The following is a 24,566-nucleotide window of genomic DNA, read 5'->3' on the forward strand; positions in this document are numbered from 1 at the left end:
CACAAACATTGATCAATGACGATGCCAGAGTAGATCACTTCGTATTTATCGGAAGCAATGCTGGGCGCAGGATGGCTGCATCGTCCAGGTCGCCGCAGAGCGGCCGGGCCACCCGCGAACTGCCCGAGGAAACCCGCCATGCGTCTTGCCGCAAGTCTGTTGCTGACCGCTCTCACCCTGCCGCTACAGGCAGCGGAGCAGACCCTCAACCTGTACAACTGGGCCGACTACGTGGCGCCCGAGGCGCTCAAGCGCTTCCAGGGCGAGACCGGCATCCGGGTCAAGTACGACACCTTCGACAGCGCCGAGGTGCTGGACGCCAAGCTGCTCACCGGCGGCAGCGGCTACGACGTCGTGTTTCCCGCCTCCAGCGGCCTGGGCCGGGCGATCCAGGCCAAGGCCGTGCAACCGGTCGGCAAGCTGGGCAACGCCGCCAACCTCGACCCGGAGATGCTGGCCAAGCTGGCCTTCATCGACCCCGGCAATCGCTTCGGCGTGCCCTACACCTGGGGCACCGTCGGCCTGGGCATCAACCGCCAGGCGGTGGAGCAGCGCCTGCCCGGCGTGGCGCTGGACAGCCTCGACCTGCTGTTCAAGCCGGAGTACGCCAGCAAGCTCAAGGACTGCGGCATCGCCGTGCTCGATTCGCCGCAGGAGGTGGTGGCCATCGCCCTCAACTATCTGGGCAAGAAACCCTACGGCGGCAACCCGGATGACCTGCAGGCGGTCAAGGCGCTGCTCGCCGAACTGCAGCCCAACCTGCGCTACGTCGCCACCGCGCGGCATATCGACGACCTGGCCAAGGGCGAGATCTGCCTGGCGCTGACCTACACCGGCGACGCCGGCATGGCCGCCGCCCGCGCCGCCGAGGCCGGGCAGCCGTTCGAGGTGCTCTACCGCATCCCCCGCGAAGGCACGCTGATCTGGTTCGACACCATGGCCATCCCGGTGGATGCGCCGCACCCCGAGGCGGCGCGGGCCTTCATCGACTACATGCTCAAGCCCGAGGCCATCGCCGAGCTGACCAACGCGCTGTACTTCGCCAACGCCAACCGCGCGGCCACCCCGCTGCTGGACGCGGCGGTGAGCGGCGACCCGCACATCTACCCGCCACGGGCGGTGCGCGACAAGCTGTTCGCCGAGCAGATCCTGCCGCTGCGCGCCCAGCGCGAGCGCACCCGGCTATGGGCCAGTTTCCGCACCCAATATTGAGTAGCCGTATGGCCGCTCCGGCACTGAGCGGCCCGTTTGTCCCCATCGAGTACCCACCATGGATCAAGCCTTCGACAACGACCAGGCCATCACCCGCGACAGCCTGTACGGCACCAGCGCCGAACCGACCTACGCCGGCATCACCAGCTTCATGCGCCGCCGCTATACCCGCGACCTGCGTGGCGTGGACCTGGTGGTCAGCGGCGTGCCGTTCGACACCGCCACCACCAACCGTCCCGGCAGCCGCTTCGGCCCGCGCGCCATTCGCGCCGCCTCGGTCCAGTCGGCCTGGGCCCGCCACTATCCCTGGGAATTCGATCCCTTCGATGTGCTGGCCTGCATCGACTACGGCGACTGCCACTTCGACCACGGCACCCCGCAGGACACCCCGGCATTGATCGAGGCCCATGCCGACAGAATCCTCGCCGCCGGCTGCGCCATGCTCACCCTGGGCGGCGACCATTTCATCAGCTACCCGCTGCTCAAGGCCCACGCCAGGAAACACGGGCGGCTGGCGCTGATCCACTTCGACGCGCACAGCGACACCTGGCCGGACGCGGAGGGCGCGCGCATCGACCACGGCACCATGTTCTACCACGCGGCCCGCGAGGGCCTGGTCGACCCGGCGCGCTCGGTGCAGATCGGCCTGCGCACCACCAACGACGACGTGATGGGCTTCCAGGTGCTGGATGCGCGCCAGGTCAACCGCAGCACCCCGGAGCAGATCGCCGAGCTGATCCGCGCCCGCGTCGGTGACCACCCGGTGTACCTGACCTTCGACATCGACTGCCTCGACCCGGCCTTCGCCCCCGGCACTGGCACCCCGGTGTGCGGCGGCCTGTCCAGCCACCAGGCGCTGGAAATCCTGCGCGGCCTGCGCGGCATCAACCTGGTCGGCATGGACGTGGTGGAAGTGGCGCCGCCCTACGACCACGCCGAAGTCACCGCCCTGGCTGGCGCCACCCTGGCCATGGAGATGGTCTGCCTGTACGCCGCGCGGCATAAGCGGTAACGCTGGCTGAGCCGCTTTTGTGGGAGCGAATTCATTCGCGATCAGAGCGGCTTCACTGCTGCCTGCTTATCGCGGATCAATCCGCTCCCACAGGGGAGGGGTGTAGGTTCAGGCTGTGCCGATCCTGCTGGCCAATGATCTGCTGCAGCCGCTCGGCCGCTGGCGACAGGCTGTGCCCGGCGCGGCTGACGATGCCGTAGGCCGAGCGGGCCAGGGCGGGGTCGCCGGCCAGACGCAGGGTGACCAGGCGCCCGGCCTGCACATCGGCGGCCACCACATCCCAGGGCGCCAGGCTCAGCACATCGCTGGTCGACACCAGCTCCTTGAGCACCATGAAGTTGTCGCACTGGATGCTCAGCGGGTTTTCGCCATCGCCCAGGCGCTGCAACAGGCGCTCGACCTCCAGCGGCATCTGCGTGCCGGCCAGCGGGAATTCGGTCAGATCGGCTGGCGTCAGCGGCTGGCGCTGGCACAGCGGGTGCTGCGGACGGCAGAACAACACGCCGTGGTGGCTTTGCAGCGGCGTGACCTGCAGCCGGGGATCGTCGAGGAGCTCGCGGGTATCGGCGACGAACAGCTCGATCTCGTCGTCCAGCAGGCGCGTGCGCAGCTGCTGCCAGTTGTCGATCAGCAGCTGCACGCGCACCCGCGGAAAGCGCTCGGCGAACTGGCCGATGGCCTGCGGCACCAGGCGCGCGGCGGGGTAGGGGCCGGCGCCCAGGCGCAGCTCGCCGCTGCCCAGGTTGCCCAGCTGACTCACCGCATTGCTCAGCGCGCGGCTGCCGGCGAGCAGGCGGCGGGCGTGTTCCAGCACCAGCTGGCCGTGGGCGGTGAGGCTGATGCCGCGGTTGTGGCGGTCGACCAGGTTGCAGCCGAGGCTGCTCTCCAGCGCCTGGATGCTGCGGCTCAGCGCCGGCTGGCTGAGGTGCACGGCCTCGGCGGCGCGGGCGAAGTGGCCATGCTCGGCAAGGGCGACGAAGTGGCGGAGCTGGCGAAGATCGTTCATGCGCACTTTGCATCGTTTGGTGAATTGGAATGCATTGGAATTATTGGCCTTCATTGGCCAATCTGCCAGCACTGCCCACCACAATGAGCCTCTGCGCATGTTTTCACGCAACCGAACTGCCGCCGTGCTGCTGAGCCTGGCCATGCCCCTGGCCATGCCCCTGGCCAGCCATGCAGCGCTGCCCGAAGAACAGATTGCCGCCTCGATCCACCCGGAGCTGGCCGAGCACAGCAAGCACTTCGCGCAGCAGGTCTACCGGGTGGCCGGCAACGTCTATTCGGCGGTGGGCTGGCAGCTCGGCAACGTGGCGATGATCGAGGCGCCGGAAGGCCTGATCATCATCGACACCGGCGAGTCGGTCAGCGAGTCGCGCAAGATCATGGCCGAGTTCCGCAAGATCAGCGACAAGCCGGTCAAGGCGGTGGTCTACACCCACTTCCACCCGGACCATATCAACGGCGTGAAGGCCTTCGTCACCCAAGAGCAGGTGCGCAGCGGCGAGGTGCAGATCATCGCCCACGACACCCTGCTGGCCAATGTGGTGGCCCAGGGTGCGCTGGTCGGGCCGATTCTCTCGGTGCGCTCCGGCTACAGTTTCGGTGCCGCGCTGCCGGCCAGTGACCACGAGCAGATGAATGCCGGCATCGGCCCGCTGGCCAAGGCCGAGGCTTCGACCTTTATCGCCCCGACCCTGACCTTCAAGGACCGGCTCGACACCCGCATCGCCGGCCTGGACCTGCAGTTCCTGCATGTGCCCAGCGAGGCGCCGGACGAGATCATCGTCTACCTGCCGGCCAACCGCGTGCTGATCAGCGCCGAGGTGGAGCAGGGGCCGACCCTGCCGAATATCCACACCCTGCGCGGCACCAAGTTCCGCGACCCGGTGGTGTGGGTCGAGAGCCTGGACAAGCTGCGCGCCTACCAGGCCGAGCACATGGTGCCGCTGCACGGCCGCCCGGTCAGCGGCCAGCAGCAGGTCGAGGAAGTGCTGCGCATGACCCGCGACGGCATCGCCTACATCCACGACCAGACCGTGCGCTGGATGAACAAGGGCCTGACGCCGGACGAGCTGGTCGAGAAGGTCAAACTGCCGCCGCACCTGGCCGGTTACACCCCCTACCTGCGCGAGTACTACGGCACGGTGAAGCACAGCGTGCGGCAGATCTACAACGGCTACCTGGGCTGGTTCCAGGGCGACCCGGTGGCGCTCGACCCGCTGCCGCCCAAGCAGAAGGCCGAACGCCTGATCGCCCTGATGGGCGGGCATGACAAGGTGCTGCTGGCCGCCGGCGAGGCCTATCTCCAGGGCGAGCACCAGTGGGCGGCGGAGCTGGCCAGCTACCTCATCAGCCTGGACAACGACGATCGCCTGGCCCGCGACATCAAGGCGCGCAGCTTGCGCAAGCTCGGCTATGCCAGCATGAACATCAACTGGCGCAACTGGTACCTGATGAGCGCCATGGAGCTGGAAGGCCAGTTCGACGGTGACCAGGTGCGGCAGATGGCCCAGGACATGCGCGGTGCGTTCCTCTCCCCGGACATGCTGCAGAACTTCCCGGCGCGGGTCTTCCTGCAGAACTGGATTACCCGCGTCGACCCGGACCAGGCCAATGATGTGCAGCTGACCCTGGGCTTCAGTTTCCCGGATATCGGCGAGCAGTGGGCGCTGGAAGTACGCCGCGGCGTGGTGCAGTTGCACCCGGGCATCCCCGCGGGCACCAGGCTCAAGCTGACCCTCGACAAGAGCTACCTGGACACCGTGATGAGCGGCGAGAACGGCCTGCTCAAGGGCGCGTTGCTGGGTGATGTAAAGGTCGATGGCGATCTGCTGGAGATCAAGACCTTCCTCGGCTGCTTCGACTTCGAGGATGCGCCGATCGCCCTGACGCTGCGTTGAGCATTTTCCCGTGCCGGTCGGGCAGGGTCTGCCTTAGTTTCGTGCGGCCCCGCTCACTGGCATTCGATGCGGTTACGGCCGCCGCGCTTGGCGTCATACAGCGCGATGTCACTGCGCGACAGGGCGGCGTCGGCGCTGCTGTCGCTGGCGCCGAGGGTGGTGATGCCGATGCTGACGGCCAGGGCGATCTGCTTGTCGCCGTGCGTCAGCGGCGCTGCGGCGAGTTCGTCCTGGATGCGCCGGGCAAAGGTCATGGCCTGGTCGAGGTCGGCATCGCTCAACACCACGGCAAACTCTTCGCCCCCCATGCGCCCGGCGGCGTCGGTCTTGCGCAGCTGGGCGCTGAGGATGGTGGCGAAGTGCTGCAGCGCCTGGTCGCCCACCGAGTGGCCCCAGCGGTCATTGATGGCCTTGAAGTGGTCCAGGTCGAACATCAGGATGGCCGCGTGGTGGCCCGCGCTGCGCTGCACCCGGGCCAGCTCGGCTTCGAGTTGCTGCATGAAATGGCGCCGGTTGGCCAGCTGGGTCAGGAAGTCGGTGGTGGCGAACACCTGCAGTTCGGCCTCGATCTGCTTGCGCTCGGTGATGTCGGTGATGAAGCCGTGCCAGAGCACGCTGCCATCCTCCAGTTGCCTGGGCCGCGCATCGCCCTGGCGCCAGGAGATTTCCCGGCCCGGCAGCTGCACCCGGTACTCCAGGTGCCAGGGCGCCAGCTGGCGGGCGGACTCCGCGAAGGACGCCAGATAGAGCGGCAGATCGTCCGGGTGGATGATCGCCAGCAGCGCCTGCGGATTGGCCGCCAGCTGCTGCGCGGTGAGCCCGTAGATATCCAGAACGCCGGCGCTGGCATAGGTAAGGAACGAGCTGCCGTCCGCCTGGCGCCGGTACTGGAAGACCATGCCGGGGATCTCGTTGGTCAGGTCGGTCATCAGCGCAGCGGTCTGCTGCACCTGTTCGGACAGGGCGCGCATGGCGGTGATGTCGGTGGTGGTGCCGATCATGCGCAAGGGCTTGCCGGCGGCATCGCGCTCGACCACCTTGCCGCGGCTGCACACCCACTTGTAGCTGCCATCCCGGCAACGCAGGCGATGCTCGACCTCATAGGTGTCGGTGCGTTGTTCGAAATGGGCCTGAATGCTCGCCTGCACATAATCCAGGTCCGCCGGGTGGACGCGCGCGTAGCTTTCCTCGATGCGCTGGCCGACCTCATGCTCGGCGTAGCCCAGCAGCGCCCTCCAGCCGCTGGAGTAGTGGATCTCGCCGCTGGCCACGTTGCGGTCCCAGATGCCGGTAGCGCTGCCGGCGATGGCCAGGGCCATGCGTTTCTCACTTGCGCGCAGCGCAGCGATTTCCCGCTGCAGTCGGGCGTCCTCAGCCTCGCGCGCGAGCAGGTCGGCCGTCAGCTGGGCAATCTCATGCAGCACGTGCTGTTGCGCGGCGTCCAGCTCGCGGGGCTGATCGTGCAGCAGGTAGAGCATGCCGAACACGCCGCCATCCGCGGCCAGCAGCGGGCAGGCGGCCAGAAAGCGCACATGGGGCGCCGCTGTGAGCAGGTGGTGATCGCGGAAACGCGCGTCGCGATGAACATCGGGCACCACGAGAAGCGTGCCGGCGTCATTCCAGGGCTGCTCAAAGCGCTCGACCCAGAAGGCATTGCCGAGGGGTGGGCCATCACAGGCCCTGACCTGCTGGCGATCCTCGGCAGCCGTGGTCACCAGCGCGGCGAGGACGTCGAAGTGGCGCCTGGCCAGACGGGCCAGGCCATGGAGTCGCTCATCGTTGGCGCTATCCGGCGCCTTGATAGAAGGTAACGGCTGCATGTGGACTCTGCTTCGCCAGGACTGTGGACGCCGCCTGGTGCTGATCGGCCATGAAGAATTGCAGTCTACCCATAATGGAACCCGGCGTTACAGCCCGGTATAGATGTATCGGGCATGCCTGGTGGCGGGGCTGGTTGAGTGCCGAGGGGCGCAGGCGTGAAACCAAGAGCTGGCCAGTACGGTGAACGAAAAATAATTTCCGGCGCAGAAAAGAAGAAGGCCAGCTCAAAAGCTGGTCTAACTCTTTAATTTTGATGGTGGGCCCACACGGACTCGAACCGTGGACCAAAGGATTATGAGTCCTCTGCTCTAACCAACTGAGCTATAGGCCCCCAGAAGGCGGGCGGATTATACCGGCGCCCTTTCGCTGCTGCCAATCGATAAGGGGCCGAGGAAATTGCTGGCGAAGGACTCTGCCGAGAGCGGCCGGCTGACCACGTAGCCCTGGATCTGCTCGCAGCCTTCGCTGCTGAGGAAGATTTCCTGGGCCTTGGTCTCCACTCCTTCGGCGATCACGGTCATCTGCAGGCTGCGGCCGAGGGCGATGATGGCGCGGGTGATGGCGGCATCGTCGGGGTCGCCGGGCAGGCCGCGGACGAAGGATTTGTCGATCTTCAGGATGTCCAGCGGCAGGCGCTTGAGGTAGCTGAGCGAGGAGTAGCCGGTGCCGAAGTCGTCGATCGCCAGCTGCAGGCCGAGGGCCTTGAGTTCGTGGAGGATGCCCAGGGCCTCTTCGGCCTGGGTCATGATGAAACCTTCGGTGATTTCCAGTTGCAGGCGGCTGGCGTGCAGGCCGTAGTCGCGCAGGGTGTCGGCGATGCGCGCGGCCAGTTGCGGTTGGCGCAGTTGGCTGCCGGAGAGGTTGACCGACAGCGGGCCGAAGGGTGCGTGGCTGTCCTGCCAGGCGCGCATCTGCCGGCAGGCTTCCTGCAGGACCCAGTCGCCGAGCTGGAGGATCATGCCGTTTTCTTCGGCCAGGGGGATGAAGCGGTCCGGCGGGATTTCGCCGAACACCGGGTGGCTCCAGCGGATCAGCGCCTCGGCGCCGATCAGGCGGCCGCTGCTCAGGCACATCTTGGGCTGGTAGTGCAGGCTCAGCTCGTCGCGTTCGATGGCGCGGCGCAGTTCGTGCTCCAGGGTCATGCGCTCGGTGGCCTGGAAGGTCAGGCTGCGGGTGTAGAACTCGATGCGGTTGCGCCCCTTGGCCTTGGAGCTGTACATGGCCGCGTCGGCATTCTTCACCAGGGTGGCGACGTCGTTGCCGTCCTCCGGGAACAGGCTGATGCCGATGCTGGCGCTGATGAAGAACTCGTGGCTGTCGACCTGGAACGGCGCGTTGAAGCAGGTCAGCAGCTTGGTTGCGACGCGTTCGGCATCCCGTTGCTGGTGCAGGCCGGGGAGCAGGACGATGAACTCGTCGCCGCCGAGGCGGGCCACGGTGTCGACGTCGCGCAGCTGCTCGCGCAGGCGCTGGGCAATGCTCTTCAGCAGGGCGTCGCCGACCGGGTGGCCGAGGCTGTCGTTGATGTGCTTGAAGCGGTCGAGGTCGAGGAAGACCACGGCTCCCTGCTGGTTGTCCGAGCGCGCATCGTTGAGCGCGGCATTCAGCCTGCTCTCGAACAGCAGGCGGTTGGGCAGGCCGGTCAGTGGGTCATGGTGGGCCTGGTGGTCGAGGCGCGCCTGGGCATGCTTGAGGGTGCTGATGTCGGCGAACACGGCGACGAAATGGGTGATGGCACCGCCGGCATTGCGCACTGCGCTGATGGTCAGCCATTCCGGGAACAGCTCGCCATTCTTGCGCTTGTTCCAGATTTCCCCCTGCCAGTGGCCGACGGCGGAGAGCTGGTGCCACATGGCGGCATAGAAGGCGCTGTCGTGCTGGCCGGAGGAGAGCAGGCGCGGCGACTGGCCGAGGGCTTCCGCCTCGCTGTAGCCGGTGATTTCGCTGAAGGCGCGGTTGACTGCGGTGATGCGCTGGTCGGTGTCGGTGATCATCACCCCTTCGGCGGTGTTTTCGAACACGGTGGCGGCCTGGTGCAGGCGCTCCTGCATCTGCTGGCGTTCGGTGATGTCGCGGGCGATGGTGAGGATGCATTGTTCCTCGTCGACCATGATCAGCTGCGCCGACAGTTCGGTGAGGCGCAGTTGCCCGCCCCGGGTGCGGATCCAGGCGTTCAGGTTGCGGGCCTGGCCATGCTGGCGGAGCTGCTCGATCATCTGCAGGCGATCCTGCGGGTCGGCCCACAGCTCGAGCTGCAGGGTCGACTGGCCGATCACTTCCTGGCTCTCGTAGCCGGTGATACGGCTGAAACCCTCGTTGGCTTCCAGCATGCAGCCATCCTGCAGGCGGGTGATCAGCAGGCCGTCCGGCGAGCCGTGGAAGGCCTTGGCGAACTTCTCCTCGGAAATCTTCAGCTGCTGCTGGGTGCGCTTCAGTTCGGTGATGTTGCGTACTGCGACGATCAGCGCCTGGTTGCCGTCGACGAATACCGGCTGGGCCGAAATCAGGCCGCTGAACAGTTCGCCGTTGCCGCGCCGGAACGGCATCTCGAGGTTGCTCAGCGCCTCGCCCTGCAGGCGGGCGAGCAGCTGCGGGCCGATGCCGGGCAGGCCCCAGATATCCAGCTCGGTGGCGGTCTTGCCGACGGCCTGGGCGGCGGTGATGCCGAACTCCTGTTCGAAGGTCTGGTTGACCTCCAGCAGCACGCCGTCGCTGCGCCGGGTGATCACCAGGATGTCCGGGCAGTTGTGGAAGACCGAGGTGAACTTCTGTTCGGACAGCTGGCGCGCCTGTTCGGCCTGCTTGGTGTCGCTGATGTCGATCATCAGGCCGCGCAGGATCTGTTTGCCGTCCTGCTGGATCGGCGTGACGATGTCGCGAATCCACACCACCCGGCCGTCGGCTGCCAGCATGCGGTAGTCGAGACTGTGGGCGCGGCCGGCCAGGCTCTCGCTGACGCAGTAGTTGAGGGCGGATTCGGCATCGTCCGGGTGCAGGGTGCGCTGCCAGAAGCCCGGCTCCAGCCAGTCGTTCAGCGGGTAGCCGAGCAGGCGTTCGGCGTGCGGGGAGACGTAGGTGAAACAGTAGTCGTCCAGGCGCATTTCCCAGGCGATCGCGTTGAGGCTTTCGACCAGGCCGCGGTAGTGCTGGGCGCTGTTGCGCAGCTGCAGTTCGAGTGCGTGGCGCCCGCGTATCTCCTGGCTCAGGCGGCGGTTGATGCGCAGCAGGGCGGTGAGGATCAGGGCCGCCGCCAGCAGCGCCGGCAGGCCATAGAGCAGGGCCTGCTGCCAGAACTGCCGGCGATCCAGTACGCCGCCGACCCAGGGTTCCTGCAGTTTTTCGATTTCCTTGGCGCTGAGATCGGCGAACAGCTTGTCGAGAATGCCGATCAGCACCGCCTGGCTGTGTGGCGCGGCCATCGCCAGCTGGTAGCGGTAGGGCGTCTCGCCGCTGACATAGAGGCCTTCGAGCTTGAGCTGGCGCATGCTCCAGACACTGGAGGCGAGGTCGCCGACCAAGGCGTCGGCCTGGCCGGTGGCGACCGCTTGCAGGGCGGCGCTGACGCTGGCCAGCGGCAGCAGGTTGAGGTCCGGATGGCGACTGCGCAGCAGCTCGTGGGGGGCGTAGTCCTTGACCACCGCGACTTTCAGGCCGTACAGCTGCTGCAGCGTGTGCGGTTGTGCGCCGTTGGTGTGGGCGATGATGACGATCGGAAAGTCGAGGTAGGGGCGGGTGAAGGCCAGGTCCCGCTGGCGCTCCGGGGTGGCCATCACGCCCGGCAGCAGGTCGAGCTGGCCGCTTTTGGCGCTGCTCAGCAGTTCGCTCCAGCTGCGTGGCTCGACCGGCACCAGGTCGATCTCCAGGCGCTCTTCGATCAGCCCCACATAGCTGGCGCTGAGCCCCTGGTAGCGCCCCTGCTCGTCGCGGAACTCGAAGGGCGGCCAGGAGGCATCGACGCCGAGGCGCAGTTGCGGGTGTGCGGCCAGCCAGGCTTGTTCGCTCGCACTGAGGGTGAGCGCTTGCGCCGGGGCTGCCCAGTACGCCAGACACAACAGGAGAATGGCCAGCCAACGCGACATGCAGGCGGTTTCCGCAGCAAGGGATATTCGTGCAGTGTAGTCGGGCGTGACGTCGGGCATAAAGCAAAACCCCCGGTTTGCGCCGGGGGTTCTGGTTTTACTCGTCGAGGAAGGAGCGCAGATGCTCGCTTCGCGTCGGGTGGCGCAGTTTGCGCAACGCCTTGGCTTCGATCTGGCGGATCCGCTCGCGGGTGACATCGAACTGCTTGCCGACTTCCTCGAGGGTGTGGTCGGTATTCATGTCGATGCCGAAGCGCATGCGCAGGACCTTGGCTTCACGGGCGGTGAGGCCGGCCAGCACTTCGCGGGTGGCTTCCTTGAGGCTTTCCACCGTGGCCACGTCGATCGGGGACTGCATGGTGCTGTCCTCGATGAAGTCGCCCAGGTGCGAGTCCTCGTCGTCGCCGATCGGGGTTTCCATGGAGATCGGCTCTTTGGCGATCTTCAGTACCTTGCGGATCTTGTCCTCGGGCATTTCCATGCGCTCGCCCAGCTCTTCCGGGGTCGGTTCGCGACCCATCTCCTGCAGCATCTGGCGGGAAATGCGGTTGAGCTTGTTGATCGTCTCGATCATGTGCACCGGAATCCGGATGGTGCGCGCCTGGTCGGCGATCGAACGGGTGATCGCCTGGCGAATCCACCAGGTGGCGTAGGTCGAGAACTTGTAGCCGCGGCGGTATTCGAACTTGTCCACCGCCTTCATCAGGCCGATGTTGCCTTCCTGGATCAGGTCGAGGAACTGCAGGCCGCGGTTGGTGTACTTCTTGGCGATGGAGATAACCAGGCGCAGGTTGGCCTCGACCATCTCTTTCTTCGCCCGGCGGGCCTTGGCCTCGCCGATGGACATGCGGCGGTTGATGTCCTTGATTTCGGCGATGGTCAGGCTGGTGTCGTTCTGCAGGGCGATCAGCTTCTGCTGGCAGCGCAGAATGTCGGCCTGCAGGTTGCCGATGGCCTCGGCGTACTTGGCCTTGCCCTTGGCCAGGCCGGCGGCCCAGGTTTCGTCGACTTCGTGGCCGGGGAACAGCTTGAGGAAGTCGGCGCGCGGCATGCGTGCATCACGTACGCACAGCTGCATGATGGCGCGTTCCTGGGCACGCAGCTGCTCCAGCGAGCCGCGGACGCGCTCGACCAGGGCATCGAACTGCTTGGGCACCAGCTTGATCGGCATGAACAACTCGGCCAGGGCGAGCAGTTCGGCGATCGCCTGCTTGCTGCTGCGGCCATGCTTCTTCAGGGCCTTGCGGGCTTTTTCCAGCTGCTCGGAGACGGCGGTGAAACGGCGCAGGGCTTCTTCCGGGTCCGGACCGCCATCGCCTTCTTCTTCGTCGTCGCTGTCGCTTTCTTCTTCCTCGTCATCGGCGGCTTCGGCAGCCGGCGCGGCGGTTTTCAGATCGACCGGGACTTCTTCGGCGGGCAGGCTGCCGTCGTCCGGGTCGATATAGCCGCTGAGGATGTCGGACAGGCGGCCACCTTCGCTGGTGACGCGCTGGTAGTCGGCGAGGATGCTGTCGACGGTACCCGGGAAGTGAGCGATGGCGCTCATGACTTCGCGGATGCCTTCTTCGATGCGCTTGGCGATTTCGATTTCGCCTTCGCGGGTCAGCAGCTCCACGGTACCCATTTCACGCATGTACATGCGCACCGGGTCGGTGGTGCGGCCGATATCGGTCTCCACGGCCGCCAGGGCAGCTGCGGCTTCCTCGACGGCAGCCTCATCGGTGTCGGCCTCGGCCAACAACAGGGCATCCGCATCCGGGGCAGTCTCGAATACGTTGATCCCCATGTCGTTGATCATGCGGATGATGTCTTCCACCTGTTCCGGGTCGGAAATATCCTCCGGCAGGTGGTCGTTGACCTCCGCGTAAGTCAGGTAACCCTGCTCACGACCGCGGGCGATCAACTCTTTCAAACGAGATTGCTGTTGCGCTTTTCCGGACATAACACCCTATCCATTGAAGGTCTTGGCGGGCAAAAAACAAGCCGAGGATTATACCCGATTCGAGGCCTCAAGCGCCAGTTGAGGTCGGGGAAGCGGGCGAATGGTTGCGATTGAGCAGGTTTCGCAGCTGCTCCTTTTCCTCGGTATTCAATTCACTTTGACGGGCTTTGCGCAGCAGTTGTTCCAGGCTGCGCTCGCGTTGGCGGGCTACCAAGCTAGTTATAGTGTCGAAAAACTGTTGTTCAAGGTTGTCGACGGAAATCAGCCATTCCTTTTCCGCCAGGGCACGCAGCAGGCGGCCCTGTTCGGTGCCGTGCCAGCGCGCGATCAGTTGCAGCGAGCGCAGGTTCGGGCTCTTCTGCAGGGCGCCGAGCAGGGCGACCAGCAGTTGGGCGTAGGTGTCGTCTTCGGCGGCGAAATGGCTGACATCCTCGACTTTCTGCGCCAGGTTGGGATGGTGCAGCAGGGTGCGCAGGGCGGTCAGGGTCGGCGATTCGACGCTGACGGCCTTGCGCGGTATGCGCGGCTGGTCGTCGCGCCCGCCTTTTTTCCAGTTGCCGTCCTTCTTCCATGGCTTGCCTTCGCCTTTCTTCCAGTTCTTCTTCGGTTCGAAGGCCTCCTGGGGCGGCTCGATATGGTCGGCGTAGTCGGCGACATCGCCGTATTCCGGCTGCGCATCGTAATAGTGATCGGCGGCGGGGGCGTAATCCTGCGGGCTGCTGGGTGTGGGCGGCGGCGTGCTGCGGCTCAGTTGTGCCAGGGCGTCGGCGGTGAGGCCGGTGATTTCGCCCAGGCGCATGCGCATCAGGGCGCGCAGGTTGTTGCCGGGAATCTGCTCGATCAGCGGGCTGGCCAGGGTCGCCAGGTGCGCCTTGCCTTCCAGGGAGCGCGGGTCGGCCTCTTCGCACAGCTGCTGGAAGAAATAGTCGGCCAGCGGCTGGGCGTGCTGGTTGATGCGGGCGCGGAAGGCGTCGGTGCCTTCGGCGCGGACCAGGCTGTCCGGGTCCTCGCCTTCGGGGAGGAACAGGAAGCGCGCGCGGCGCCCGTCCTGCAGGCTCGGCAGGGTCGATTCGAGGGCGCGCCAGGCGGCCTTGCGCCCGGCGGCGTCGCCGTCGAAGCAGAACAGCACGCTGGGCACGATGCGGAACAGGCGCTTGAGGTGTTCCTCGCTGGTGGCGGTGCCGAGGGTGGCCACGGCGTTGCGCAGGCCTTGCTGGGCCAGGGCGATGACGTCCATGTAGCCCTCGACCACCATGATCTCGTCGAGGTCGCGGTTGTTCTTGCGCGCCTCGTACAGGCCGTAGAGTTCCTGGCCCTTGTGGAACACCGGGGTTTCCGGGGAGTTCAGGTACTTGGGCTTGTCATCGCCGAGCACCCGGCCGCCGAAGGCGATGATCCGCCCGCGGCTGTCGCGGATGGGGAACATCACGCGGTCGCGGAAGCGGTCGTAGCGCTTGCCGGTTTCGGCGTTTTCGATCAGCAGGCCGGCGTCGATCATTGCCTTCTGCTGCGGGGTGTCGCCGCCCAGGTGCTTGAGCAGGTTGTCCCAGCCCGGCGGGGCGAAGCCGAGGCCGAAGTCGCGGGCGATCTCGCCGGACAGGCCGCGGCCCTTGAGGTAGTCCACCGCCGCCTTGCGCGTCGGGTGGCTCTTCAGGGCCTGGCGGTAGTAGTCACTGGCGGCGGTCAGCAGCGGGTAGAGCGGCGAGTCGGTGGGCTGGCGCGGCTTGCTGTGGCGTCCGCCTTCCTCGCGGGGGATTTCCATGCCGGCGCGCTTGGCCAGTTCCTCGATGGCCTGGGGAAAATCCAGGTTGTCGTGGTCCATGATGAAGCCGAGCGCGTTGCCGCCGGCACCGCAGCCGAAGCAGTAGTAGAACTGCTTGTCCGGGCTGACGCTGAAGGAAGGGGTCTTTTCCTTGTGGAACGGGCAGCAGGCCGTGTAGTTCTTGCCGGCCTTCTTGATCTGGATGCGCGAACTCACCACCTCGACTATGTCGGTGCGGTTGAGCAGGTCATCGATGAAGGATTGCGGGATCAGGCCGGCCATGGAGTCGTCAGTGTGCTGGTGCCAGAGGCGGGAGCATAAACGAAAAAACTCCGATCATTCGCCGGCTGGCGAAGCGGAGTGCGGTGGAGCCTGAAAATGCAAAGCCCGGCGTGAGCCGGGCCATGCGGAAACCTTTGCGGCGTGACTGATGACTCAGTACAGGCGCTCGCGGCGGCGCTGTTCGCGCTGCACTTTCTTCGCGTGACGCTTAACAGCAGCAGCTGCCTTGCGCTTGCGCTCGGTGGTTGGCTTCTCGTAGAACTCGCGGCTGCGCACTTCGGCCAATACACCGGCCTTTTCGCAGGAGCGCTTGAAGCGACGCAGAGCTACGTCGAAGGGTTCGTTCTCTTTAACTTTGACGGCTGGCATCCAGGTCGTACCTTCACTGTTTTACCGAATGGACGACGCGATCCGGCTAGGGCACGGGAATACGTCGGTTTTCAAGGGCTGCGGATATTAACGCCAAGCGCCACAGAATGCAAAGCCTCTGATCGAAAAGCGCTGGTCGGCCCGCAGGGCGGCGATTATTATGCGCGCCTTCGAATTTCCCCGTTATTAAAGGCGCAAACCCATGCTGGTGCTGGGCTTGGAAACTTCCTGCGATGAAACCGGCGTCGCTCTGTACGACAGCGAACGCGGCCTGCTGGCCGACGCCCTATTCAGCCAGATCGAGCAACACCGCGTGTTTGGCGGGGTGGTGCCGGAGCTGGCCTCGCGCGATCACGTCAAGCGCATGCTGCCGCTGATCCGCGAGGTGCTGGCCGAGGCGCAGGTCGCGCCGGCGCAGATCGACGGCATCGCCTACACCGCGGGCCCCGGCCTGGTCGGTGCGCTGCTGGTCGGCGCCTCCTGCGCCCAGGCGCTGGCCTTTGCCTGGGGCATTCCGGCCCTCGGCGTGCACCACATGGAAGGCCACCTGCTGGCGCCCATGCTGGAAGAACAGCCGCCGGCCTTTCCGTTCGTCGCCTTGCTGGTTTCCGGCGGGCATACCCAGCTGGTTCGCGTCGACGGCATCGGCCGCTACCAGTTGCTCGGCGAATCGCTGGACGACGCCGCCGGCGAGGCCTTCGACAAGACCGCCAAGCTGATGGGCCTGCCCTATCCGGGTGGTCCGGAGATCGCCCGCCTGGCCGAAACCGGTACGCCGGGGCGCTTCACCTTCCCGCGGCCGATGACCGATCGCCCTGGCCTGGACTTCAGCTTCAGCGGGCTGAAGACCTTCACCCTGAATACCTGGCTGCAGTGTCGCGACGCCGGCGATGCCAGCGAACAGACCCGCGCCGACGTGGCCCTGGCCTTCCAGCAGGCGGTGGTGGATACCCTGACCATCAAGTGCCGGCGCGCGCTCAAGCAGTGCGGCCTGAACAGCCTGGTGATCGCCGGCGGGGTCAGTGCCAACCAGGCGCTGCGCCGTTCCCTGGAGAAGATGCTCGGCGAGCTCAAGGGCCGGGTGTTCTACGCGCGGCCGCGTTTTTGCACCGACAACGGCGCGATGATCGCCTATGCCGGCTGCCAGCGCCTGCAGGCCGGCCAGCAGGGCGGTCCAGCGATCGGCGTGCAGGCGCGTTGGCCGATGGAGCAGTTGCCGGCCCTGTAAGGCCGGCGCGCCGGGGCATTCAGAAGTGGCGTTCGCGTCCGGCGAACAGGTCGCGTAAATTGCGCCGATGACGCCAGACGATCAGCCCGGTGAGGGCGCACATCGGCAACAGCGCCGCCGGCTGCTGCCAGGCCAGGAGCGGCAGGGTCAGCGGTGTGGCGATCAGCGAGGCGAGTGAGCTGGTGCGGGTGAGGATGAACGTCAGCGCCCAGGCGGCGAGCGCCAGCAGGGCCGCCGGCGGATACAGGCCGAGCAGCATGCCGGCGGCAGTGGCCACGCCCTTGCCACCCTTGAAGCGGAAATACAGCGGGTACAGATGGCCGATCACGGCGGCGAGGCCGATCCAGGCCTGTTGCTGGATGGCAAAGCCGAGCTGGCCGGCGATCAGGATCGGCAGCAGGCCCTTGAACAGGTCGCCGAGCAGGGTGAGGATGGCCAGCTTCTTGCCCGCCACCCGCAGCATGTTGGTGGCGCCGGGGTTGCCGGAGCCATTGGTGCGCGGGTCCGGCCCACCGCTCAGGCGGCTGAGCAGGATGGCGAAGGACAGCGAGCCGAGCAGGTAGGCGAGCAGTACCAACAGCCAGAACATGGTATCCATTCCGGGGCGAGTGAGCCCCGATTCTAGCGGCGGGACACACTCCTTGTCGTGCTGTGGAGTTAAGTGCTTGGACAAAGTCTTTATCGAGGGCCTGGAAGTCGACACGCTGATCGGCGCGTACGACTGGGAGCGCGGCATTCGCCAATGCCTGCGCCTGGACCTGACCTTCGCCTGGGATATCCGCCCGGCCGCCTCCACCGACGACCTGACCCTGGCGCTGGATTACGCCGCGGTGAACCAGCATGTGCAGGCGTTTGCCGGCGCCGCGCAGTTCCAGCTGGTGGAGACCTTTGCCGAGCGCCTGGCCGCCAGCCTGCTGGAGCGCTTCGGCATGCCCTGGCTGCGCCTCAAGGTGACCAAGCCCGGTGCCAATCCGGCGGCCCGTGCGGTCGGGGTGGCAATCGAGCGCAGCCGACCATGACCCATATCCTGCTCGGCCTGGGCAGCAATTTCGAGCGTGAGCGTCACCTGCAGGCCGGGCTGGATGCTCTGGCCGGCTTTCTCCATGACCTGCGCTGTTCGCCGGTATTCGAGAGCGCGCCGGTGGGGATCAAGAGCGGGCCGTTCTTCAACCTGGTGGTGAGCGCGCGCACCGAGCTGCCGCTGACCGAGCTGGACCGCCGGCTGAAGTTCATCGAGGCCGACAACGGCCGCTATGCGCCGAACCGCAAGGGCTTGCCGCTGGATATCGACGTGCTGCTGTACGACGAGCTGGTCGGCAACTTCGATGGGCTGATCCTGCCGCGCGCGGAAATCCTCAGCAATGCCTTCGTGCTCTGGCCGCTGGCGCTGCTGGTGCCAGAGCTGTTGCACCCGGGAACCGGCAAGCCCTTCGCCCAGCTCTGGGCGCAGGCGCAGATCGACCAGCAGCTGTGGCCGGTCGCCTTCGACTGGCGTGGCGTGGCGCTGACTCCACCGGCGCTGATCCAGGCCTTTCCCGCACCGCGCTAAGCGCCCGTCGACGCAGCGCCGGGCGGGTGTCGGTGCGCATGGCGCACCCTGCGAAGCACCCTGATCATTCGGCCGACGCGCCGGCCTTGTAGGCCTTGAGGGCCTGCAGGCGTTCGCGCTTGAGTGCTTCGCCCAGTTCGGCGCCCTGCAGGCCCTGGGCCAGCAGGGGCTGCACCGCCACCGCGCGGGCGGCCTGCATGGCGCCGTGCAGGTAGGCGGCCTGGGGGTAGGCGCGCTCTTCGAAGCCGAGGCGGCCGCGGGCATCCATCTCGCAGGCGGCGAGGAATTCCTCGAAGCGTTGCGGCCGGCGGTAGACATCGAAGCTCTGCAACAGGCCGAGCAGGGTGTCCGCGCGCAACTCCAGGGCACGGTGGCCATGGGTGTGGTACTCGCCGACCAGCAGGGCCAGTTCGGCGCAATCCTTGGGCACCTTGCAGCGCGCGTTCACCGCCTTGATCAGCTTCAGACCGCGTGTTTCGTGGGCGATATGCCGCGGCCACTCGGCCGGCGGCGTGGTGCCCTTGCCCAGATCGTGCAGCAGGCAGGCCCAGCGTACGCTCAGCGGCTGCTGGTGGCGGGCGCATTGCTGCAAGACCATCAGGTTGTGCAGGCCGGTGTCGATTTCCGGGTGATGGACGGCGGTTTGCGGTACGCCGAACAGCGCGTCGACTTCCGGCAGCAGCTCGGCCAGGGCGCCGCAGTCGCGCAGTACCTGGATGAACACCTCGGGGCAGGGTTCCAGTAGGGCGCGGGAAATTTCCTTCCAGCTGCGTTCCGCGGTCAGCACCTTGAGCTCGCCGGATTCGGCCAGCTGGCGCATCAGGGCCAGGGTCTCCGGCGCAACGATAAAGCCCAGCGGCGCATAGCGCGCGGCGAAGCGGGCCACCCGCAGCACGCGTAACGGGTCTTCGGCGAAGGCCGGGGAGACATGGCGCAGCACCCGCGCTGCGAGGTCGCGCTGGCCGCCATAGGGGTCGATGACCCGGCCTTGGTCGTCCTCGGCCATGGCGTTGACGGTCAGGTCGCGGCGGATCAGGTCTTCCTCCAGGGTCACGTCCGGGCTGGCGTAGAAGGTGAAGCCGCCGTAACCCTGGCCGGATTTGCGCTCGGTGCGGGCCAGCGCATATTCCTCGCCGCTCCGGGGGTGGAGGAATACCGGGAAGTCGTCACCCACCGGCCGATAGCCCTGGTCGAGCATGCTCTGCGCATCGGCGCCGACCACCACCCAGTCGATATCGCTGACCGGCCGCCCGAGCAGGCGGTCGCGCACGGCGCCGCCGACCTTGTAGATCTGCATGAGTTGATTCCTCCGTAGCGGCGGAGGATAAGCGAAAACGCCGCCGGGCGGGCGGCGCAGGTGGCTCGTCGCGGCGGCGAGCTAAACGGGGCGGGCCCTAGGGTGGCGGGAGCATCAGGTCCAGGCGCGGGTAGTCGCCCTCGGCTGCCGTGTCGCCGCGCGGCGGCACATGCTGCACGCCGATGGTCTGCTCGCCCTGGCGCACCTCCAGGTGGATGTCGAAGCCCCACAGGCGGTGCAGGTGCTTGAGTACTTCGTTGGTGGAGTCGCCCAGCGGCTTGCGGTCGTGCTGCTGGTGGCGCAGGGTCAGCGAACGGTCGCCGCGGCGGTCGACACTCCAGATCTGCACGTTGGGTTCGCGGTTGCCCAGGTTGTACTGGGCGGCCAGGGTCTCGCGGATGATGCGGTAGCCCGGCTCGTCGTGGATCGCCGGCACCAGCATGTCGTCCTGCTGGTCGTCGTCCATCACGCTGAACAGCTTGAGGTCGCGGATCACCTTGGGCGAGAGGAACTGCAGGATGAAGCTCTCGTCCTTGAAGTTGGCCATGGCGAACTTGAGGGTGGACAGCCAGTCGCTGCCGGCGATGTCGGGGAACCAGCGGCGGTCTTCCTCGGTGGGGTGTTCGCAGATGCGGCGGATGTCGCTGTAGATGGCGAAGCCCAGGGTGTAGGGGTTTATGCCGCTGTAGTAGGGGCTGTCGAAGCCCGGCTGGTAGATCACGCTGGTGTGCGACTGGAGGAACTCCATCATGAAGCCGTCGGTGACCAGACCCTCGTCGTACAGGTCGTTCATCAGGGTGTAGTGCCAGAAGGTCGCCCAGCCCTCGTTCATCACCTGGGTCTGGCGTTGCGGGTAGAAGTACTGGGCGATCTTGCGCACGATGCGGATCACCTCGCGCTGCCAGGGCTCCAGCAGCGGCGCGTGCTTCTCCAAGAAGTACAGGATGTTTTCCTGCGGTTCGGCCGGCCAGCGCTTGCTGTCCTGGTCGTGGCCCTTGCTGGTGCTCTTGGGGATGGTGCGCCAGAGGTCGTTGATCTGCTTCTGCAGGTGTTCCTCGCGGTCCTTCTGGCGGCGCCGTTCCTCCTCGGCGGAGATCGGGTAGGGCCGCTTGTAGCGGTCGACTCCATAGTTCATCAGTGCGTGGCAGGAGTCGAGCAGGTCTTCCACCGCGTCGATGCCGTGGCGCTCCTCGCACTGCATGATGTACTGCTTGGCGAACACCAGGTAGTCGATGATCGAGCTGGCGTCGGTCCAGGTGCGGAACAGGTAGTTGCCCTTGAAGAAGCTGTTGTGGCCGTAGCAGGCGTGGGCGATCACCAGGGCCTGCATGCACATGGTGTTCTCTTCCATCAGGTAGGCGATGCACGGATCGGAGTTGATCACGATCTCGTAGGCCAGGCCCATCTGCCCGCGGGTGTAGCCCTTCTCGGTGGCGAGGAAATGCTTGCCGTAGGACCAGTGGTGGTAGCCCAGCGGCATGCCGACCGAGGCGTAGGCGTCCATCATCTGTTCGGCGGTGATCACCTCGATCTGGTTGGGGTAGGTGTCGAGCGCATAGCGTTCGGCGAGGCGCGCGATTTCGCGGTCGTAGGCGCGCACCAGTTCGAAGGTCCATTCCGAGCCGGTGGAAATCGGCTGGCGTTTTTTCTCGGTGGCGGTCATCGCGGCTCCCCTCAGGTCACCAGGCGGCGCTGGAACAGTTCACGGAATACCGGGTAGATGTCCGCGGCCGAGACCAGCTGCTGCTGGGCGAAGGTGTCGGCGTAGCTTTCGCCGACCTGTTCGTACTCGAACCACAGGGCCTGGTGTTCGCGCGGGGTGATCTCGACGTAGGTGAAGTACTGCACGAACGGCATGATCTGGTTGATCAGGATATCGCGGCAGACCGGCGAATCGTCATTCCAGTTGTCGCCGTCCGACGCCTGGGCGCCGTAGATGTTCCATTCGTTGACCGGGTAACGCGCGGCCATGATCTCCTGCATCATCTTCAGCGCGCTGGAGACGATGGTGCCGCCGGTTTCCCGCGAGTAGAAGAACTCTTCCTCGTCGACCTCCTTGGCGCTGGTGTGGTGGCGGATGAACACCACTTCGATCTTGTCGTAGTTCCGCTTCAGAAAGAGATAGAGAAGGATAAAGAAGCGCTTGGCGATGTCCTTGGTGGCCTGGGTCATCGAGCCGGACACGTCCATCAGGCAGAACATCACCGCCTTGGAGCTGGGGTTGGGCTGCTTGGTCAGCAGGTTGTACTTGAGGTCGAAGGTGTCGAGGAACGGCACACGGTTGATGCGCGCGCGCAGCTTGCCGATTTCCGCCTCGATTTCCTGGATATCGCCGAAGTTGTCCGGTTCTTCGGTCTTCAGCCGCTCCAGTTCGGCCAGGGCCAGCTTGAGCTTGGCGCGGCTGCTGCCGGACAGGGCGATGCGCCGCGCATGGGCCGAGCGTAGGGTGCGCACGATGTTGATCCGCGACGGGTTGCCTTCGTTGCTGATGCCGGCGCGCACGGTCTTGAAGGTGTCGCTGCCGGTCAGGTGGCGCTTGACCAGGTTGGGCAGCTCCAGGTCCTCGAACATGAAGTCGAGGAACTCTTCCTGGGTGATCTGGAACACGAACTCGTCCATGCCCTCGCCGGAGTTGCTCGCCTTGCCGGCGCCGCGACCGCCACCGCCCTGGGGCCGGGGGATATGGTCGCCGCCGCTGAACTGCTTGTTGCCCGGGTGCACGGTGGTTTGTTTGCCGCCGCGACCGTGGTGCAGCACCGGCTCGTCGATGTCGCGGCCGGGAATGCTGATCTGCTCGCCGTGCTCCATGTCGGTGATGGAACGCCGGCTGACGGCCTCCTCCACGGCCTTCTTGATGTGGTCACGGTAACGCCGCAGGAAGCGCTGGCGGTTCACCGTGCTCTTGTTCTTGCCATTCAGGCGTCGGTCGATGACATAGCTCATGACGTCTCCTTAGCACGCAGGCCCGTACAGGCCTGCGGCAGCCGGCGCGGCCGCAGGGGGCGCCGGCAGCGGGTTACTGCGACTTGCGAACCCGCAGATACCATTCGGACAGCAGGCGCACCTGCTTCTCGGTGTAGCCACGCTCGACCATACGGGTGACGAAGTCGTTGTGCTTCTGTTGGTCCTCCTTGCTCGCCTTGGCGTTGAAGCTGATGACCGGCAGCAGATCCTCGGTGTTGGAGAACATCTTCTTCTCGATCACCACGCGCAGCTTCTCGTAGCTGAGCCAGGTCGGGTTCTTGCCGTTGTTGTTGGCGCGGGCGCGCAGCACGAAGTTGACGATCTCGTTGCGGAAATCCTTCGGGTTGCTGATGCCGGCCGGCTTCTCGATCTTCTCCAGCTCCTCGTTGAGGGCCACGCGGTTGAGGATTTCGCCGGTTTCCGGGTCGCGGTATTCCTGGTCCTGGATCCAGAAGTCGGCGTACAGCACGTAGCGGTCGAAGATGTTCTGCCCGTACTCGCTGTAGGACTCCAGGTAGGCGGTCTGGATCTCCTTGCCGATGAACTCGATGTAGCGCGGCGCCAGGTATTCCTTGATGAAGCGCAGGTAGCGCTCGCGCACCTCGGCGGGGAACTGTTCCTGCTCGATCTGCTGCTCCAGCACATACAGCAGGTGCACCGGGTTGGCGGCGATCTCGTGGGGGTCGAAGTTGAACACCTTGGACAGGATCTTGAAGGCAAAGCGGGTCGACAGGCCGGTCATGCCTTCGTCCACCCCGGCGGTGTCGCGGTACTCCTGGATCGACTTGGCCTTGGGGTCGGTGTCCTTGAGGTTCTCGCCGTCGTAGACCCGCATCTTCGAGTAGATGTTGGAGTTCTCCGGCTCCTTCAGCCGGCTCAGCACGGAGAACTGGGCGAGCATCTTCAGGGTGTCCGGCGCGCAGTGGGCGTTGGCCAGCGAGCTGTTGAACAGCAGCTTGTCGTAGATCTTCACCTCGTCGGTGACGCGCAGGCAGTAGGGCACCTTGACGATGTAGATGCGGTCGATGAACGCCTCGTTGTTCTTGTTGTTGCGGAAGCTGTGCCACTCGGACTCGTTGGAGTGGGCCAGCAGGATACCGCTGTAGGGGATCGCGCCGAGGCCTTCGGTGCTGTTGTAGTTGCCCTCCTGGGTGGCGGTCAGCAGGGGGTGCAGCACCTTGATCGGCGCCTTGAACATCTCGACGAATTCCATCAGGCCCTGGTTGGCCCGGCACAGCGCGCCCGAGTAGCTGTAGGCGTCGGCGTCGTTCTGCGGGAATTCTTCCAGCTTGCGGATATCCACCTTGCCGACCAGAGCGGAGATGTCCTGGTTGTTCTCGTCGCCCGGCTCGGTCTTGGCCACGGCGATCTGGTTGAGGATCGAGGGGTACAGCTTGACCACGCGGAACTGGCTGATGTCGCCGCCGAATTCGGTCAGGCGCTTGGTCGCCCAGGGCGAGATGATGCTGTTCAGATAGCGCCGCGGGATGCCGTAGTCCTCTTCGAGGATGGCGCCGTCCTCATCGGCGTTGAACAGCCCCAGCGGCGATTCGAACACCGGCGAACCCTTGATCGCGTAGAAGGGCACCTTTTCCATCAGCTGCTTGAGCTTTTCCGCCAGCGACGACTTGCCGCCGCCGACCGGGCCGAGCAGGTAGAGGATCTGCTTCTTCTCTTCCAGGCCCTGAGCGGCGTGGCGGAAGTAGGAGACGATCTGGTCGATGCACTCTTCCATGCCGTGGAAGTCGGCGAAGGCCGGATAGCGACGGATCACCTTGTTGGAGAAGATCCGCGACAGGCGCGAGTTGCTCGACGTATCGATCAGCTCCGGCTCGCCGATGGCCATCAGCAGGCGTTCGGCTGCCGTGGCATAGGCGCTGCGATCCGTCTTGCACAGCTCCAGATATTCCTGAAGGGAATATTCCTCCTGGCGGGTCGCTTCAAAGCGTTGCTGGAAGTGGCTGAATATGCTCATGACTGCACCTCGCTCGCTGCATGGAGCCGGCACGGGGTAATCGGGCGGGTGCAGGGCTGGCCGCCGCAGCGGCCGTCGGAAATCCCCCAGAACACCTCAAAAACGCAACCGATGGCCCGGAACCGGTGTGCCGGCTCTTCCTTTTGGATGGCCTCGACTTAAGAGTAGTTC

Annotated in this window: 17 protein-coding genes and 1 tRNA gene; 6 read left to right on the top strand and 12 right to left on the bottom strand. The window is 65.7% G+C overall.

Annotation, left to right across the window (positions count from 1 at the left end; all coding sequences use genetic code 11):
* Positions 1-138 precede the first annotated feature (138 nt).
* Both F3I62_RS03890 and speB read left to right on the top strand, forming a co-directional pair.
* A complete protein-coding gene (locus F3I62_RS03890) occupies positions 139-1,212 on the top strand; it encodes a polyamine ABC transporter substrate-binding protein (RefSeq protein ID WP_160488355.1) in 1,074 nt (357 codons plus the stop codon).
* 58 nt (positions 1,213-1,270) lie between these two features.
* Entirely contained in the window at positions 1,271-2,224 is a 954-nt protein-coding gene (speB, locus tag F3I62_RS03895) for an agmatinase (RefSeq protein WP_160488356.1), read from the top strand.
* A gap of 76 nt (positions 2,225-2,300) precedes the next feature.
* Here speB and F3I62_RS03900 read toward each other — a convergent pair whose 3' ends face one another.
* Entirely contained in the window at positions 2,301-3,230 is a 930-nt protein-coding gene (locus tag F3I62_RS03900) for a LysR family transcriptional regulator (protein WP_160488357.1), read from the bottom strand.
* A gap of 97 nt (positions 3,231-3,327) precedes the next feature.
* Here F3I62_RS03900 and F3I62_RS03905 point away from each other — a divergent pair, with 97 nt between their 5' ends.
* The gene (locus F3I62_RS03905; RefSeq protein WP_160488358.1) at positions 3,328-5,127 is read left to right on the top strand and encodes an alkyl/aryl-sulfatase; all 1,800 of its coding nucleotides are present in this window, start codon (positions 3,328-3,330) and stop codon (positions 5,125-5,127) included.
* Between the two features lie 53 nt (positions 5,128-5,180).
* Here the strand turns inward: F3I62_RS03905 and F3I62_RS03910 are convergent, their stop codons facing one another.
* From F3I62_RS03910 to rpsU, 6 genes are all read right to left on the bottom strand, one after another.
* Positions 5,181-6,947, bottom strand: coding sequence for a diguanylate cyclase (locus tag F3I62_RS03910; protein WP_160488359.1), 1,767 nt, complete (start codon positions 6,945-6,947; stop codon positions 5,181-5,183).
* A gap of 255 nt (positions 6,948-7,202) precedes the next feature.
* Positions 7,203-7,279: transfer RNA gene (locus F3I62_RS03915), tRNA-Ile, on the bottom strand.
* A 16-nt stretch (positions 7,280-7,295) separates the two neighbouring features.
* Complete coding sequence (locus F3I62_RS03920; RefSeq protein WP_160488360.1) at positions 7,296-11,027, bottom strand: bifunctional diguanylate cyclase/phosphodiesterase; 3,732 nt, start codon at positions 11,025-11,027, stop codon at positions 7,296-7,298.
* A 97-nt stretch (positions 11,028-11,124) separates the two neighbouring features.
* The gene (gene rpoD / locus F3I62_RS03925; protein ID WP_160488361.1) at positions 11,125-12,969 is read right to left on the bottom strand and encodes an RNA polymerase sigma factor RpoD; all 1,845 of its coding nucleotides are present in this window, start codon (positions 12,967-12,969) and stop codon (positions 11,125-11,127) included.
* 67 nt (positions 12,970-13,036) lie between these two features.
* Positions 13,037-15,013, bottom strand: coding sequence for a DNA primase (gene dnaG / locus F3I62_RS03930; protein ID WP_160488362.1), 1,977 nt, complete (start codon positions 15,011-15,013; stop codon positions 13,037-13,039).
* Positions 15,014-15,166: 153 nt separating this feature from the next.
* The gene (gene rpsU / locus F3I62_RS03935) at positions 15,167-15,382 is read right to left on the bottom strand and encodes a 30S ribosomal protein S21 (protein ID WP_021702507.1); all 216 of its coding nucleotides are present in this window, start codon (positions 15,380-15,382) and stop codon (positions 15,167-15,169) included.
* A 202-nt stretch (positions 15,383-15,584) separates the two neighbouring features.
* On the opposite strand from rpsU, the gene tsaD reads away from it, so the two are divergent.
* Positions 15,585-16,610 (top strand): tRNA (adenosine(37)-N6)-threonylcarbamoyltransferase complex transferase subunit TsaD, encoded by a 1,026-nt coding sequence (gene tsaD / locus F3I62_RS03940; protein WP_160488363.1) that lies wholly within the window; start codon positions 15,585-15,587, stop codon positions 16,608-16,610.
* A gap of 19 nt (positions 16,611-16,629) precedes the next feature.
* Here tsaD and plsY read toward each other — a convergent pair whose 3' ends face one another.
* The gene (plsY, locus tag F3I62_RS03945; protein ID WP_160488364.1) at positions 16,630-17,199 is read right to left on the bottom strand and encodes a glycerol-3-phosphate 1-O-acyltransferase PlsY; all 570 of its coding nucleotides are present in this window, start codon (positions 17,197-17,199) and stop codon (positions 16,630-16,632) included.
* 76 nt (positions 17,200-17,275) lie between these two features.
* Between plsY and folB the strand changes: the two genes are divergently transcribed.
* A complete protein-coding gene (gene folB, locus F3I62_RS03950; protein WP_160488365.1) occupies positions 17,276-17,629 on the top strand; it encodes a dihydroneopterin aldolase in 354 nt (117 codons plus the stop codon).
* Positions 17,626-18,159: a 2-amino-4-hydroxy-6-hydroxymethyldihydropteridine diphosphokinase gene (gene folK / locus F3I62_RS03955; protein WP_160488366.1), complete on the top strand. Its 534-nt coding sequence runs from the start codon at positions 17,626-17,628 to the stop codon at positions 18,157-18,159. The genes folB and folK overlap by 4 nt, the downstream gene beginning before the upstream one ends.
* Positions 18,160-18,223: 64 nt before the next feature.
* Here folK and F3I62_RS03960 read toward each other — a convergent pair whose 3' ends face one another.
* From F3I62_RS03960 to F3I62_RS03975, 4 genes are all read right to left on the bottom strand, one after another.
* The gene (locus F3I62_RS03960; RefSeq protein WP_160488367.1) at positions 18,224-19,456 is read right to left on the bottom strand and encodes a multifunctional CCA addition/repair protein; all 1,233 of its coding nucleotides are present in this window, start codon (positions 19,454-19,456) and stop codon (positions 18,224-18,226) included.
* Between the two features lie 97 nt (positions 19,457-19,553).
* The gene (locus F3I62_RS03965) at positions 19,554-21,119 is read right to left on the bottom strand and encodes a SpoVR family protein (protein ID WP_160488368.1); all 1,566 of its coding nucleotides are present in this window, start codon (positions 21,117-21,119) and stop codon (positions 19,554-19,556) included.
* An 11-nt stretch (positions 21,120-21,130) separates the two neighbouring features.
* Positions 21,131-22,399, bottom strand: coding sequence for a YeaH/YhbH family protein (locus F3I62_RS03970; protein WP_160488369.1), 1,269 nt, complete (start codon positions 22,397-22,399; stop codon positions 21,131-21,133).
* Positions 22,400-22,472: 73 nt separating this feature from the next.
* The gene (locus F3I62_RS03975; RefSeq protein ID WP_160488370.1) at positions 22,473-24,395 is read right to left on the bottom strand and encodes a PrkA family serine protein kinase; all 1,923 of its coding nucleotides are present in this window, start codon (positions 24,393-24,395) and stop codon (positions 22,473-22,475) included.
* Positions 24,396-24,566 lie beyond the last annotated feature (171 nt).

The sequence above is a fragment of the Pseudomonas sp. R-28-1W-6 genome, assembly GCF_009799925.1.
In the GTDB taxonomy this organism is placed as follows: domain Bacteria; phylum Pseudomonadota; class Gammaproteobacteria; order Pseudomonadales; family Pseudomonadaceae; genus Aquipseudomonas.